We start from the raw sequence: 13891 nt of genomic DNA, 5'->3' as shown, positions 1-13891 counted from the left end.
GGCTCCTTACCGCGTCAGGCCTTGGGCGATGTTGGGGATGTCGAGCGGCACGAAGCCGTAATGCTTCAGCCAGCGCAGATCGGCTTCGAAGAAGGTGCGCAGGTCGGGGATGCCGTATTTCAGCATCGCCACGCGCTCCACCCCCATGCCGAAGGCGAAGCCCTGGTACTTTGTGCTGTCGATGCCGCAAGCTTCCAGCACGTTGGGGTGCACCATGCCGCAGCCGAGGATCTCCAGCCAGTCGCCGTAATTGCCGAGCTTCAGCTCGCCCCCCCGGCGCGAGCAGCCGATGTCGACCTCCGCCGAGGGTTCGGTGAAGGGGAAGAAGCTGGGACGGAAGCGCAGCGGCAGGTCGTCCACGTCGAAGAAGGCGCGGCAGAACTCCACGAGGCAGCCCTTCAGGTGCCCCATGTTGGTCGCCTCGTCGATGACCAGCCCCTCGATCTGGTGGAACATCGGGGTGTGGGTCATGTCGTAGTCGGAGCGGTAGGTCCGGCCCGGCGCGATGATACGGATCGGCGGCTTCTGGTTCAGCATGGTGCGGACCTGCACCGGGCTGGTGTGGGTGCGCAGCAGCATCCTCTTATCGCCGGCATCCGGCAGATAGAAGGTGTCGTGCATGTCGCGCGCCGGGTGGCCGGGCGGGAAGTTCAGGGCCGTGAAGTTGTGGAAGTCGTCCTCGATGTCCGGCCCTTCCGCGACCGCGAAGCCCATCTCGGCGAAGATGGCGACCATCTCGTCCATGGTCTGGCTGATCGGGTGGATGCGGCCCTCGGTCTCCGGACGCACCGGCAGGGTGACGTCCACGCGCTCGGCCTCGAGCCGCGCCTTCAGGTGGGCGGCGGCGAGGTCGGCCTTGCGGGCGTCGAGCGCCGCGGCGATCTCGTCCTTCAGCGCGTTCAGCGCCTGGCCGCGCTCCTTGCGCTCCTCGGGGCCGAGGCCGCCGAGTTCCTTCATGAAGCCGGTGATGCGCCCCTTCTTGCCGAGCGCGTTGACGCGCACCTCGTCCAGCGCCGGCAGATCGGCGGCGGCGTTGACCATCGACAGGAGTTCGTCTTTCAGCGCGTCGAGCATGGCGGTTCCCGGCAAACGTGGGGACGGAAGAGCAAAAAACACAAAAAAGGGAGCCGGACCCAGCGGCCCGGCTCCCTTCTTGTCATCTGGCGCCTTGTGGAAAGCGTCCGCGCGATCGCGGATGCCTTACGCGGCGGCCTTGGAGGCGAGCGCGGCCTGGGCCTGATCCACCAAGGTCTTAAAGGCCTCCGGCTCGCGCGCGGCCAGATCGGAGAGAACCTTGCGGTCGATCTCGATGCCGGCGAGCTTGATGCCGTTGATGAAGCGCGAGTAGGTCAGGCCGTACTGACGGACGCCGGCGTTGATGCGCTGGATCCACAGGCCGCGGAAATCGCGCTTCTTGTTGCGGCGGTCGCGGTAGGCGTAACGAAGCGCCTTTTCGACCTTCTCGATCGCAATGCGGAAGTTCTTGGAGTTGCGACCCCGGTAGCCCTTGGCGAGCTTCAGAATCTTGCGGTGACGGGCGTGCGTGGTGACGCCGCGCTTAACACGAGCCATAAGTCAGATCCTTCCCAGTATCAGGCGTTGCGCAGCCAGTTCTTCAACACCGTGCGCGCGTTGGCGTCGCACAGGGTCATCATGCCGCGCGCGTTGCGCTTCATGGTCGGAGACTTCTGCTCGAGGCAGTGGCGCTTGAAGGCCGCCTGGGCGCGGACCTTGCCGGTCGCGGTCACCTTGAAACGCTTCTTGGCGCCGCTCTTGGTCTTCAGCTTGGGCATTTTGGGTTCCTATCGGATAGGGTCGACTTCCAGCGGACGGTTGGGCATGCCCTGGGCCTTGCGGTCCAGCCTCGCCGCCCGTGGAAGGGTCGCCTTATACGCTTTAGGATCGCCGATCACAAGAGGCATCGTCCGGAGACGCGGATGAACACGGATATCCACGGATGAACACGGATTTTGTTTCGTCCTGATCCCGTTCATCCGTGCACCGGCGAAGCCGGCATCCGTGTTCATCCGTGTCGGATACCGCTCCGGCCACCGATCCCCGTCAGCGGGCGATCATCCCCGGCAACCCGGCGAGCAGCGCCTCGCGCACGACTAGGCCGGCGAACTTGTCGGACTGGATGGCGCCGGATTCCAGCCGGGCGAAGACGACGCGCTGGCCCTCGCGCTCGGCCCAGCCGACGAACCAGCCCAGTTGGAGGGTCGGATCCTTGACGCCCGAGGCGTTGCGCAGCCAGCCGCTGCCGGTCTTGCCGCGCACCGCCCAGCCGTCGGCGGCGGCGAATTGCGGCAGGATCGCCATCGTCATCCGCTGCGCCCGCTCCGACACCGGCAGGGCGCCGTCCAGCAGCCGCTTCAGCAGCCGAGCCTGCTCGTCGGGCGACACCGCCAGCGACGACATCAGCCAGGACCTGGTCAGGCCGTCCTTCCTGGCGGGATCGCCGGTCAGGTCGCGGTTGCCGTAGTCGAAACGGTCGATGTAGCCCTGGAAGCGCTTCATGCCGAGCCGGCGCGTGATCTCCTGCGAATACCAGACGATGGAGTCGCGTTCCCAGATCGTCGGGTCGGTGGTCTTCTTCTCGCGGTCGGTGGCGTTGAACTCCGGCCGGTAGTCCCAGACCGGGCGGTGCTCGTCCTCCAGGATGCCGGAATCATAGCCCATCAGCGCCAGCGGAACCTTGAAGGTCGAGGCCGGGCTGAAGCGCGTCCCGCACGGCCCCTCGCGGAACAGCACGGCCCCCGACGCCGCGTCGAGCACCACCGAGCAGACGATCCTGTCGACGGCCTTGGCCGACTTGCGGGTGGCCTCGGCCGCCAGCGCGCCAAGCGGCGCTCCCAACGCCCCCATCCCCAGCCCGATGCAAATTCCCTTTGTGAGTTGACGCCGGTCGATCACCTTTTTTCTCCTCGCTGGTGGCCCGGCACAGGGATACGGGGCTGGATGGGCAGCGGCAAACGATGATAAATCGGGCGAGCCCCTAGAAAAATTTGGATCGGAGCATGGTCCGCCCCCATCTGCCGCTGAACGCCCTGCGGGCCTTCGAGGCCTCCGCCCGCCACCTCAGCTTCACCAAGGCCGCCATCGAGCTGTGCGTCACCCAGGCGGCGGTCAGCCATCAGGTGAAGACGCTGGAGCAGCGGCTGGGCGCGGTGCTGTTCCGCCGCCTGCCGCGCGGCCTCGCCCTGACCGACGAAGGGCTGGCGCTGCTGCCGGTGCTGCGCGACTCCTTCGACCGCATCGGCGACCTGCTGGAACGTTTCGAGACCGGGCATGTCCGCGAGGTGCTGACGGTGGGCGCGGTGGGGACCTTCGCGGTCGGCTGGCTGCTGCCCCGGCTGCGCGGCTTCACCGGGGCGCACCCCTTCATCGACCTGCGGCTGATGACCAACAACAACCGGGTCGACATCGCCGCCGAGGGGCTCGACTGCGCCATCCGCTTCGGCGACGGGGCGTGGCACGGAATGGAGGCGGAGCCGCTGTTCGACGCCCCGCTGTCGCCGCTCTGCGCGCCGGCCATCGCCGGGCGGCTGACCGGCCCGGCCGATCTGCTGGGGGAGACGCTGCTGCGCTCCTACCGCTCCGACGAATGGCCGCGCTGGTTCGCGGCGGCCGGGCTGGAGGCGCCGCCGATCCGGGGAACCGTGTTCGATTCGTCCTGGATGATGGTGGAGACGGCGATCGAGGGCGACGGCGTCGCGCTGGCGCCGCCGCTGATGTTCGCCCGCCCGCTGGAGGCGGGGCGGATCGTCCGCCCCTTCGCCGTCGAGGTGTCGCTGGGCGCCTATTGGCTGACCTGGCTGAAATCCCGCCACGTCACGCCCGCGATGCGTGCCTTCCGCGCCTGGATGCTGGCCCAGGCCAACGGGGTCAACGGTACTCCTTGAAGCGCTCCGTCGCCTGCACCAGCGCCGCGCGGATGCCCGGCTCCATCGCCGAATGGCCGGCGTCGGGAATGATCCGGTAATCGGCCTCCGGCCAGGCCCGGTGCAGCTCGTCGGCCGAAATGGGCGGACAGACCACGTCGTAGCGCCCCTGCACGATGATGCCGGGGATGTGGCGGATGCGGTGGACGTCGCGCAGCAGCTTGTCCTCCGGCTCGAAACGGTTGGAGCGGAAGTAATGCGCCTCGATCCGCGCCAGCCCCAGCGCGTGGGTGTCCTCGCCGCTCGCCGCGATCAGCTCGGGCGAGGGCAGCAGCGACGAGCAGCTCCCCTCATAGACGCTCCACACCCGCGCCGCCGCCATGCGCACCAGCCGGTCGGGCGAGTCGAGCCGCCTCCAGTAGGCCTCCAGCAGATCGCCGCGCTCGGCCTCCGGGATGTGGGCGGTGAAGGCGGCCCAGGCCTCCGGGAACAGCACGCGCATCGAATAGAGGAACCAGTCGATCTCGCTCTTCCGCATCAGAAAGATGCCGCGCAGGATCAGCCCCAGGCAGCGCTCCGGATGGGTCTGGGCGTAGGCCAGCGCCAGGGTCGAGCCCCAGGAGCCGCCGAACAGATGCCAGCGCTCGATCCCCAGATGGCGGCGCAGCGTCTCGATGTCCTCGACCAGCCGCTCGGTGGTGTTCTCGCGGATCTCGCCGAGCGGGGTGGAGCGGCCGGCGCCGCGCTGGTCCATCACCACGACGCGGTAATGGGCCGGGTCGAAGAAGCGGCGGTGGGTCGGCGAGGCGCCCGCCCCCGGCCCGCCATGCAGGAACATCACCGGCACCCCGCGCGGGTTGCCCGCCTGCTCCCAATAGACCGTGTGGAGGCCGTCCACGGCCAGCGTGCCGGTCTGGTACGGGTCGATGGGCGGGTAGAATTCGCTGCGGGGCATGGTGGTCGGTCCTGTGATGCGGTGATCGAGTGTAGAGGACCGGCCGCACCTTGCGCCAGAGTGGAAAGCCCTCAACGGACGCCCGGACCGCGGCGCTTACGGGGCCTTCCGTCCGGCCATGTGCCCGAGATAGGCGACCACCCGCTCCAGGTCGGCGTCGCTCAGCATCGCCGGGTCGAAGCCGGGCATCCTCTGCTCCGGCCAGCTCCGCACCGAACGCGGGTCGCGGATCAGCCGGGCCAGCCCGGCCGGGGTCAGATACTCGGTCGGGTTCATCGGCCGGTTCAGGTCCGGCCCGACCTCGGCGCTCCCGGCGCCGCTCAGCCGGTGGCAGGCCATGCATTGCGTGACGAACACCGCCTGCCCGGCACGGGCGGGCGAGTCGGCGGGCAACGCGGCGTCCACCGCGAGCTGCGGCCAGCGCTTCAGCGGGTCGTCGACACTGACGAGGCGGGCGAGCTGGTAGGGCCACTGCTCGCTGCGGACGCCCGACGCCTCCGGCCGCACCCAGACCAGATAGAAGGGGCCGGCCGACACCGTCTTGCCGGGCAGTTGCGGCCAGGGCCGGTCGGCCGGTTCCACCGCCAGGAAGGCGACCGACCCCCGGTCGTCGGTTTGCAGGCACAGCTCCGGCGGCAGGGTCGCGGCGAAGCCGTCGCTCGCCACCCCCTCCAGCACCGCGTCGGCCGGAAAACGGTCGAGACCGATCAGGCTGGCCAGCGGCACCGCGCGGTAGCGCATCGGACGGCCGTAGGAGACGTCAGCCGGAATGTCCACCGTCACCGCGTCGGGGCGGGCCAGCAGAGCGTCGCGGTCGAACCTCCGCTCGATCCCGCCGACGGCGACGGTCAGCTCCGGCCCGCCGGCCGATGCCGGGGCCGGGACCATCGCCGCGAGGAGCAGCCAGCAGGCAGCCAGCAAGCGTATGTTCATTCGGAATCCTCCTCTTCGACGTCCTCGTCCGTGGCGGCACCGGCGCCCGCGCGCGGCACGGAAGGCCGCGCCGGCGCCGCGCCGCCCTCCAGCCGCTCGATCTGCTCCGGGTGGGTGATGTCGATCATGGGGCCGCTGCGCAGGCCGATCCAGCCGCGAACGCGGACGCGCCGCCCCTCGTAGGACAGCGGATCGATGCCGGCCTTGGCGAAATCGCGCATCACCGGGCGCGAAATGTGGACCGTCACGTCGGTGCGCCAGTCCTCGCCGAAATCGAGATACGCCTCGCCGCCGGTCTTGGAGACGCGCAGCACACGCCCCTCGACGATCTGGAAGCTGTCGCGGTCGCGCGCCAGCGTTCCGGGATCGGCATCGCGCACGGCGTAGACGCGGGTCCGCCACAGCCCGCGCCGCGCGCCGCGCGCGCCGTCCTCCGTCGCCAGCATCTCGCGGGCGTAGGCCCGCGCGTCCGGCCGCGTGTGGACGCGGGCATGGCCGCGCGCCAGCATCTCCGCCTGGAGCCACAGCCCGTCGTCGCGCAGCAGATGCGCCATCGTCCGGCCGTGCCGGTCCGGCGCGGTCTCGCCATGCGTCGTCACCAGCCGGCCGAGCGCCAGCTCCGACAGGGCCGCCGCCGCCGCCTCGGCCAGCGGCCAGCGCCGTTCCTCGTCGGAAGGCGCGTTGCGCGGCGGCTTGGCGGCCTCGATGCCGGCGAGCCGGATCCGGCGCCCGTCCTCCAGCTCCAGCGTGTCGCCGTCGAGAACAGCGGTCACGCGCCAGCGCTCCACCGGCGCGGCGGCCGCCAGCAACAGGCTGAGCGCGAGCAGGCAGAAGCGGCGCATGGCGGTCGATCGGGAGCCACGGAGTCGGGTGGGAACAACCGCCGCACGGCGGGGTTCTGATCGGTATGCCGAGCTTCCAATCCAACCGCAACCTCCGCCGTTCCATCGCCAGCACCCTGGCCGCCGGCATGGCCGCGCTGTGGCTGGTCGCGGCCCCGCCATCCCCCGCCCAGGCCGGCCTGTTCGACGGCAACGAACAGGCCGTCGGCGCCCAGGAGCACCCGAAGATCCTGGCGCAGTTCGGCGGCGCCGTGAAGGACGCCCGGCTCCAGGGCTACATCGACCAGCTCGGCCGCCGGCTGGCCGCCACCACCGAACGCGCTCGCGATCCCTGGACCTTCACCGTGCTGGACAGCGAGGTTGTCAACGCCTTCGCCCTGCCCGGCGGCTACATCTACGTCACCCGCGGCCTGCTGGCGCTCGCCAAGGACGAGGCCGAGGTCGCCGGCGTGCTGGCCCACGAGATCGGCCACGTCACCGCCCATCACTCCGCCCAACGCCAGACCCGCGAAACCATCGCCGGGCTGCTGGCCGCCGGAGCCGGTCTTCTGTTCGGCGACGAAACGGTCGCCCAGCTCGCCGGGCTCGGCGGCACCGCGCTGGTCGCCAGCTACTCGCGCGAGCAGGAGACCGAGGCCGACGAGCTGGGCGTCGCCACGCTGGAGCGCGCCGGCTACGATCCCTTCGCCATGGCGACCTTCCTGGAGACGCTGCGCCGCGACAGCCAGTACGCGGGCCTGCGGGAAGGCCGGAGGACCGACGGCGGCTTCGACTTCTTCGCCAGCCACCCGCAGACCGAGGACCGAGTCCGCCACGCCGCCGACCTGGCCCGCGCCCGCCCGCCCGGCGGCGCCCGGCCGCGCGAGCCCTACCTCGCCGCCATCGACGGCATGATCTACGGCGACAGCCCGGAGAACGGCTTCGTCCGTGGCCGGACCTTCGCCCATCCCGGCCTCGGCATCTCCTTTTCGGTTCCGGAAGGATACAGCCTGTTGAACGGAGCCGATCAGGTCATCGCCAAGAGCAAGAGCGGCGCCGCGCTCGCCTTCGACGGCGGCCCGGCGGGCGGCGTCCGCGACCCGGCCGATTATCTGGCGCGGGTCTGGGGCAAGGGCGCCAGCCTCCAGGGCCTCCAGGCGACCACCATCGGCGGCCTGCCCGCCGCGACCGCCGTGACCCGTGGGGAAACCGGCGGGGAAGCCGCCGACATCCGGCTGGTCGCCATCCGTTTCGATAACGATACATTCTATCGCTTCACCTTCCTGGCCCCGGCCGGCGGGCTGGCGCGCGCCGACCGCGATTTCCAGGCCACCGCCAACAGCTTCCACCGGCTGACCCGGCAGGAGGCGGCGCAGCTTCAACCACGCCGCCTCCGGGTCGTCGCCGTCCGGCCGGGCGACAGCGTCGAGACGTTCGTCCGCCGCATGCCGCAGGAGCCCTATGCGGAAGAACTGTTCCGGATCATCAATGATCTGCCACCGGGAACGCCTCTGGCTCCCGGACAGGCGGTGAAGCTGATCGAGAGCCGCTGACGGGTTTCCCTGTTACAGATTTCGCGTCGCGCGACGGTTGCTCCCGCCGGTGCGCCTGGGTACCCTGCCGGCCATGGTCGACGCCCCAACAGCACCCCCGGCGGACAGCGCGCGGGCAGCCAGGATGGCGGCCGGAGCGGGAGCCGGCCGGGCCGCCCGCAAACGGCTGCGGCTGCCCATCGCGGCGGTTCTGGTCGCCGGTTTCGGCTCGCTGATGCTGCTGGCGGTGGCCAGCGTGCTGGTGCTGGGGCTGGTCAGCGCCGGAACCAACACCTTCGCCCTGCTGAACGACAAGGCCGATCTGGCTCTGGCCGGGGTCGAGGTGCGGGTCCGCCACCAGCTCGACCCGGCGCGTGACATGGCACGCTTCCTCGCCAACCTGATCGAGCGCGCCGACCTCGACCCCGCCGACTCGAACGCGATGCTCATGACGCTGCGCGGCGCCCTGGCGGCGGCACCCGATGTGACCGGCGTCGCCTTCCTCCGCCCCGACCTGACCGGCCTGCGGGCCGGGCGGCTGAACGGCGGGCTGGTCGCCGGTCCTTTCGACATGCAGGGGGAACCCGACATCCCGCCGGAGGTTCTGGACGGCCCCAACCGCAGCGCCGCCACCTGGGTCGATCCGCGCTGGTCGAAGGAGGCGTCGAACAGCTTCGTTTCGCTCTACCAGCCGGTGCGGCGCGACGGTCGCTATCTGGGGCAGCTCGCGGTCGCGGTGTCGCTCGGAGACCTGTCACGCTTCCTGTCTCTGCTCTATGTCGAGCAGGGGCTGAACGCCTTCGTCCTCTACGATCACTCCCATGTGCTGGCCCATCCGGCGCTGGTCGGCCGCAGCTTCGACTTCTCCAACAAGCCGGACGGCCCCCCCCTGCCGCGCACCGACCAGGTCGACGACCCGGCCCTGGCGGCGCTGTGGACCAGCGGCACGCCGGTGCAGGCGCTGAAGAAGCGGGTCGAAGGCAAGGCCGTCAGCGTCATGGGCGACGATTACCTGTTCCTGATGCGCGCCATGTCCGGCTACGGCCAGCAGGACTGGATCATCGGCATCGGTTTTCGTGAAAGCGAGATGAACGGCGAGGTCCGCCGGCTCTACAAGACCGGACTGGTCGGGCTCGCCATCCTGCTGGTCTCGGTCGGGGTGGCGCTGTACGTCGGGCGCAAGATCAGCCGGCAGGTCGCACGGCTGGCCGAGGCCGCCGACCGCGTCCGCGCCTTCGAGTTCCGCACCATCCCGGAACTCCCCGATTCCCGTCTGCGCGAGATGGCCCGCGCCGCGAGCGCCTTCAACGCCATGGTCGCCGGCCTGCGCTGGTTCGAGACCTACGTCCCCAAGGCCCTGGTCCTGCGGCTGATGCGCCAGCGCGAGGGGCTGCCCGGCGACGCCGGTGGAGGCGGGTTGGCCTCGGTGCAGCGCGAGGTGACGGTGATGTTCACCGACATCCGCGGCTTTTCCCGCATGGCCGAGCGCATGGCCGCCGCCGACACCGCCGCCTTGCTGAACGAGCATTTCACCCTGCTCGCCGCCTGCATCGAGGCGGAGGGCGGCACGGTGGACAAGTTCATCGGCGATTCGCTGATGGCCTTCTGGGGCGCGCCGGAAGCACAGGAGGACCACGCCGCCCGCGCGTTGCGCGCCGCCCAGGCCATCCACCACGCGGTGTGCGCCGACAACCGGCGCCGGGCCGCCGCCGGGCAGGCGCCGATCCAGATGCGGATCGGGCTGCACAGCGGCCCGGTGGTGGTCGGCAACATCGGCTCGGACAACCGGATGAACTACACCATCATCGGCGACACGGTGAACGTCGCGGCGCGCATCGAGGAGTTGTCCGCCGCCCTCCAGGGCGAGGCGGAGGTGATTATCCTGACCAGCGGCGTCACCGCGGCCAAGGGCGGCGGCGCGGCCCCGCTGGTGCGCCAGGGCGGGCGTTCCCTGCGCGGCCGCACCGGGATGACCGAGCTGTGGCGGCTGGTCGCGGCCGGTGCCGACGCAGCGGGAATGAACAGGCCTGCGGCGGACACGGCGGACGCCGGGCTCTCCGAAACCGCCGGATTTCCCCCCTCGGCACGGTAGCCCAGCTGCGGGATGGCGGCCCGGGCGCGCCGGTGCCATAGTGCGCGTCCAAGCCCTTTCCCCTTGCCCATCGGATGAGGATACCGCCGTGACGCTCGAACTCTGGATCGTCTACGCGCTCGCGGCCATCGGCCTGTCGCTGACGCCGGGACCGAACGGCCTGCTGTCGCTGACCCATGGCGTGCGTTTCGGCTTCGCCCGCACCGTCTTCACGGTGCTCGGCGGCGTCTGCGGTTTCCTGGTGCTGGTCGCGGCGTCGCTGGCCGGCATGGGCGCGCTGCTGGCTGCCTCCGAAACCGCCTTCACCATCGCCAAATGGATCGGCGCCGCCTATCTGGTCTATCTCGGCATCCGCTTGTGGCGGGCGCCGGGCGCAACCGTCAGCGCCGACGCCGATGCGGGAACCGCGAGGCACGCCAGCCCGCTGCGGCTGTTCGCCCAGGGCTTCCTGGTCGCCGCGTCGAACCCGAAGGCGATGATCTTCTTCGCCGCCTTCCTGCCCCAGTTCATGGTTCCGGGCGCGTCATTCTGGCTGCAATTCGCCGTTCTCGGCGGCACCTTCGCCCTGACGGAATTCTGTTACGAACTGGTGCTGGCCGGCATGGCCCAGCGCATCACCCCCTGGCTCGGCCGCCATGGGCGCTGGTTCAACCGCGTCACCGGCGGCACCTTCGTCGGCATCGGCGGGCTGATGGCGACGGCAAACCGGGTCTGACGCCCGGTCCCACCACCTCCCGGACAGGCTACGCGCGTTCGCGCACCCCCGCGATCCGCGCCCGGAAGCGATCGACCTCCCGGCGCCGTTCCCGCTTGTCGGCATACATCAGCGCATCGGCGTCGCGCAGCGCCTGCTCGGGCGATGTCGAGACGGGGTCGGCGTGGAGCACGCCGAAGCTCGCCCCCGGATACGCGAAGCTGCACGGGCCGAGAGCGAACTCGCCTTCGATCAGGGACGCCAGCCTCCGACGCGTCGCCTCGGCCACCGACGCTCCCGCCATCTCGCCCGACGGCACCAGACCGACGACGATGAACTCGTCGCCCCCGAGCCGCCCGAGCACGTCACCGGTGCGCAGCCCGCCGGACAGGCGATGCCCGACCTCGATGAGGAACGCATCGCCGGCGTCATGCCCGTAGGTGTCGTTGATGCTCTTGAACTCGTCGAGATCGATGAAGGCGATCAGCACCCGCTGCCCCGTCCTCTCCGCCAGGGTGAACATGCGCCCCAGCGCCATGAGGGCGAAGCGCCGGTTCGGCAGCCCCGTCAGGGCATCGGTGGAGGATTCCGCCTCCAGCGCCGCGTTCGCCTTCTGCAACTGTTCCAGCAGCTGCTCCCGCTGGATGTGCTGGTCGCGTCCCGGTGAGTGGTGTCCGAACGTGAGGCTGGCCCGCCGGAGCGCTCCCCCCTAGCTGGCGCAGGCGGGCCAGCCGTTCGGAAGCAGGCGGTCACCGTGTGTCTTCGGTAAGTTGAGGTTGCTTGACGACCATCAACTGTGACGGAGACCACGATGACCGAGGACAGGATCGCTCTTCAGGACCTGATTGGGAAGAGCGCCGACGCTGACTTCCTGCGCGAGATGGTCGGTTTCGCCGCCCAGCGGCTGATGGAACTGGAGGTCGAAACCTTGTGCGGCGCCGGTTACGGCGAGCGCACGGACGAGCGGCAGACCAAGCGCAACGGGTATCGCGAGCGGAGCTGGGAAACCCGCGCCGGGGCCATCGACCTTCGGATCCCCAAGCTTCGGCGCGGCTCCTACTTCCCGGCCTTCCTGGAGCCACGGCGCACGGCGGAGAAGGCGCTGGTCGCGGTGATCCAGGAGGCCTACGTGCAGGGCATCTCGACGCGCAACGTCGATGACTTGGTCAAGGCGATGGGCATGACCGGCATCTCGAAGAGCCAGGTCAGCCGCCTGTGCCAGGACATCGACGAGCGCGTCCAGGCGTTTTTGAACCGGCCGCTGGAGGGTGACTGGCCCTTTGTGTGGCTGGACGCCACCTATGTCAAAGTGCGCCAGGACGGCCGCATCGTCTCGGTTGCCGCCATACTCGCCATCGGCGTCACCACCGATGGCCGGCGCGAGGTGCTGGGGCTCGGTCTCGGGCTGTCGGAAGCCGAAATCTTCTGGAGCGAGTTCCTGCGCTCCTTGACGCGCCGGGGGCTGCGCGGAGTGAAACTGGTGATCGCCGATGCTCATCTCGGGCTGAAGGCCGCCGCTTCCAAGGTGCTGGGCGCGACACTCCAACGGTGTCGTGTTCATTGCATGAGGAACCTCCTGGCCTGCGTCGGCAAGGCGCACCAGACGATGGTCGCCGCCACCATCCGCACCGCCTTTGCCCAGGAGACCGCCCAGGCCGCCCACGAGCAGTGGCGACACGTCGCCGACAGCCTGCGGCCGCGCTTCTCCAAACTGGCCGCCTTGATGGACGAGGCCGAGTTCGACGTGCTCTCTGGATAGAAACAAGAAAAAGCCCCTGAAAGCTTGTTGCTTTCAGGGGCTTTGGTTTGGTTGCGGGGGCAGGATTTGAACCTGCGGCCTTCAGGTTATGAGCCTGACGAGCTACCGGGCTGCTCCACCCCGCGGTTGCCGGTGTGCGTGAAGATGGCGCGCGTTTTCGGAAGCGTTTGGTTTGGAGAGTTTTGTGATGTCTGGTTTTGACCCTGTGCCTTGGAGACCTGGCGGCGACCTACTCTCCCACGCCTTAAGACGCAGTACCATCGGCGCAGAGGCTTTTCACGGCCGAGTTCGGGATGGGATCGGGTGTTTGTCACCTCGCCATGACCACCAGGTCACCGAGGCACAGGAACCGGACGTCTCGTCCAACCGGAGCGTTTCGCGTTCGCGCTGTCGTGCAAGTGACGTGTTTTGAGGATCGAAACGGCGTTTGCCGTCTGGGCTTGAAGCGGGCTTGCCGCTGCGCGCGGCGCGCTTTGTCGGTGAGGGATCAAGCCAATCGAGCGATTAGTAAGGCTTAGCTTCGGGCGTTGCCGCCCTTCCACACGCCTCCTATCGACGTGATGGTCTGTCACGGCTCTCAAGGGAGGTCTGGTTTAGAGGTGGGTTTCCCGCTTAGATGCTTTCAGCGGTTATCCCGTCCGCACTTAGCTACCCGGCCATGCCACTGGCGTGACAACCGGTGCACCAGAGGTGCGTCCATCCCGGTCCTCTCGTACTAGGGACAGATCCTCGCAAAACTCCTACACCCACGGCAGATAGGGACCGAACTGTCTCACGACGTTCTAAACCCAGCTCACGTACCACTTTAATCGGCGAACAGCCGAACCCTTGGGACCTGCTCCAGCCCCAGGATGTGATGAGCCGACATCGAGGTGCCAAACGACGCCGTCGATATGGACTCTTGGGCGTCATCAGCCTGTTATCCCCGGCGTACCTTTTATCCGTTGAGCGATGGCCCGTCCACATGGAACCACCGGATCACTATGGCCGACTTTCGTCTCTGCTCGACTTGTCAGTCTTGCAGTCAGGCGGGCTTATGCCATTGCACTCGACGAGCGATTTCCGACCGCTCTGAGCCCACCATCGCGCGCCTCCGTTACACTTTGGGAGGCGACCGCCCCAGTCAAACTACCCGCCATGCAGGGTCCCGGACCCGGATAACGGGCCGCGGTTAGATGCCAGAGACCTCAAGGGTGGTATTTCAAGGTTGGCTCCACACGAGCT

The 13891-nt window shown here is 69.1% G+C and carries 12 protein-coding genes, 1 tRNA gene, 2 rRNA genes and 1 pseudogene (1 of these 16 cut by a window edge); 5 read left to right on the top strand and 11 right to left on the bottom strand.

The features are described 5' to 3' along the window. Positions 1–6 precede the first annotated feature (6 nt). From pheS to blaOXA, 4 genes are all read right to left on the bottom strand, one after another. Positions 7–1074 carry a phenylalanine--tRNA ligase subunit alpha gene (gene pheS / locus JN22_RS20350; RefSeq protein WP_085555668.1) on the bottom strand — a complete coding sequence of 356 codons (1068 nt, stop codon included), beginning with the start codon at positions 1072–1074 and terminating at the stop codon, positions 7–9. A gap of 126 nt (positions 1075–1200) precedes the next feature. Then, positions 1201–1572: a 50S ribosomal protein L20 gene (gene rplT, locus JN22_RS20345; RefSeq protein ID WP_085555667.1), complete on the bottom strand. Its 372-nt coding sequence runs from the start codon at positions 1570–1572 to the stop codon at positions 1201–1203. 20 nt (positions 1573–1592) lie between these two features. Next, a complete protein-coding gene (rpmI, locus tag JN22_RS20340) occupies positions 1593–1793 on the bottom strand; it encodes a 50S ribosomal protein L35 (protein ID WP_085555666.1) in 201 nt (66 codons plus the stop codon). A gap of 268 nt (positions 1794–2061) precedes the next feature. Then, positions 2062–2865, bottom strand: coding sequence for a class D beta-lactamase (gene blaOXA, locus JN22_RS20335; protein ID WP_085555665.1), 804 nt, complete (start codon positions 2863–2865; stop codon positions 2062–2064). Between the two features lie 152 nt (positions 2866–3017). Between blaOXA and JN22_RS20330 the strand changes: the two genes are divergently transcribed. After that, positions 3018–3902 (top strand): LysR family transcriptional regulator, encoded by an 885-nt coding sequence (locus tag JN22_RS20330; protein ID WP_085555664.1) that lies wholly within the window; start codon positions 3018–3020, stop codon positions 3900–3902. On the opposite strand, the gene pip is transcribed toward JN22_RS20330, so the two are convergent. From pip to JN22_RS20315, 3 genes are all read right to left on the bottom strand, one after another. Next, on the bottom strand, positions 3886–4836 hold the full coding sequence (gene pip / locus JN22_RS20325; RefSeq protein ID WP_085555663.1) for a prolyl aminopeptidase: 951 nt from the start codon (positions 4834–4836) through the stop codon (positions 3886–3888). The genes JN22_RS20330 and pip overlap by 17 nt on opposite strands. A 96-nt stretch (positions 4837–4932) precedes the next feature. Beyond that, positions 4933–5769: a c-type cytochrome gene (locus tag JN22_RS20320; RefSeq protein ID WP_085555662.1), complete on the bottom strand. Its 837-nt coding sequence runs from the start codon at positions 5767–5769 to the stop codon at positions 4933–4935. Continuing rightward, a complete protein-coding gene (locus JN22_RS20315) occupies positions 5766–6611 on the bottom strand; it encodes a thermonuclease family protein (protein ID WP_085555661.1) in 846 nt (281 codons plus the stop codon). The genes JN22_RS20320 and JN22_RS20315 overlap by 4 nt, the downstream gene beginning before the upstream one ends. A 65-nt stretch (positions 6612–6676) precedes the next feature. Between JN22_RS20315 and JN22_RS20310 the strand changes: the two genes are divergently transcribed. From JN22_RS20310 to JN22_RS20300, 3 genes are all read left to right on the top strand, one after another. After that, positions 6677–8143: a M48 family metalloprotease gene (locus JN22_RS20310; protein ID WP_085555660.1), complete on the top strand. Its 1467-nt coding sequence runs from the start codon at positions 6677–6679 to the stop codon at positions 8141–8143. Positions 8144–8192: 49 nt separating this feature from the next. Next, the gene (locus JN22_RS20305; protein ID WP_223677810.1) at positions 8193–10214 is read left to right on the top strand and encodes an adenylate/guanylate cyclase domain-containing protein; all 2022 of its coding nucleotides are present in this window, start codon (positions 8193–8195) and stop codon (positions 10212–10214) included. Between the two features lie 88 nt (positions 10215–10302). Next, positions 10303–10929 carry a LysE family translocator gene (locus JN22_RS20300; protein WP_085555659.1) on the top strand — a complete coding sequence of 209 codons (627 nt, stop codon included), beginning with the start codon at positions 10303–10305 and terminating at the stop codon, positions 10927–10929. 28 nt (positions 10930–10957) lie between these two features. Here the strand turns inward: JN22_RS20300 and JN22_RS20295 are convergent, their stop codons facing one another. Beyond that, positions 10958–11527, bottom strand: a complete 570-nt coding sequence (locus tag JN22_RS20295; protein ID WP_211099674.1) for a GGDEF domain-containing protein — start codon at positions 11525–11527, stop codon at positions 10958–10960. Between the two features lie 192 nt (positions 11528–11719). Here JN22_RS20295 and JN22_RS20290 point away from each other — a divergent pair. Further along, a pseudogene (locus JN22_RS20290) lies at positions 11720–12661 on the top strand (IS256 family transposase); the annotation flags it as partial. Between the two features lie 54 nt (positions 12662–12715). Here JN22_RS20290 and JN22_RS20285 read toward each other — a convergent pair. The 3 genes from JN22_RS20285 to JN22_RS20275 all read right to left on the bottom strand — a co-directional run. Then, positions 12716–12792, bottom strand: a tRNA-Met gene (locus JN22_RS20285). Between the two features lie 91 nt (positions 12793–12883). After that, positions 12884–12999 (bottom strand): 5S ribosomal RNA (gene rrf, locus JN22_RS20280). 151 nt (positions 13000–13150) lie between these two features. After that, positions 13151–13891: ribosomal RNA gene (locus tag JN22_RS20275) — 23S ribosomal RNA — on the bottom strand (it continues 2002 nt past the right edge of the window).

This window comes from Azospirillum agricola, assembly GCF_020005195.1.
Taxonomy (GTDB): Bacteria; Pseudomonadota; Alphaproteobacteria; order Azospirillales; family Azospirillaceae; genus Azospirillum; species Azospirillum agricola.
The sequence above is the reverse complement of the archived record's forward strand: the minus strand, read 5'-3'. Positions and strand labels throughout refer to the sequence as shown.

Excerpts from the sequence above, each read along its gene's own strand:
- pip (WP_085555663.1), bottom strand. The coding sequence starts at position 4,836 with ATGCCCCGCAGCGAATTCTACCCGCCCATCGACCCGTACCAGACCGGC.
- rpmI (WP_085555666.1), bottom strand. The coding sequence starts at position 1,793 with ATGCCCAAGCTGAAGACCAAGAGCGGCGCCAAGAAGCGTTTCAAGGTG.
- pheS (WP_085555668.1), bottom strand. The coding sequence starts at position 1,074 with ATGCTCGACGCGCTGAAAGACGAACTCCTGTCGATGGTCAACGCCGCC.
- JN22_RS20320 (WP_085555662.1), bottom strand. The coding sequence starts at position 5,769 with ATGAACATACGCTTGCTGGCTGCCTGCTGGCTGCTCCTCGCGGCGATG.
- blaOXA (WP_085555665.1), bottom strand. The coding sequence starts at position 2,865 with ATGGGGGCGTTGGGAGCGCCGCTTGGCGCGCTGGCGGCCGAGGCCACC.
- JN22_RS20330 (WP_085555664.1), top strand. The coding sequence starts at position 3,018 with ATGGTCCGCCCCCATCTGCCGCTGAACGCCCTGCGGGCCTTCGAGGCC.
- rplT (WP_085555667.1), bottom strand. The coding sequence starts at position 1,572 with ATGGCTCGTGTTAAGCGCGGCGTCACCACGCACGCCCGTCACCGCAAG.
- JN22_RS20315 (WP_085555661.1), bottom strand. The coding sequence starts at position 6,611 with ATGCGCCGCTTCTGCCTGCTCGCGCTCAGCCTGTTGCTGGCGGCCGCC.
- JN22_RS20310 (WP_085555660.1), top strand. The coding sequence starts at position 6,677 with ATGCCGAGCTTCCAATCCAACCGCAACCTCCGCCGTTCCATCGCCAGC.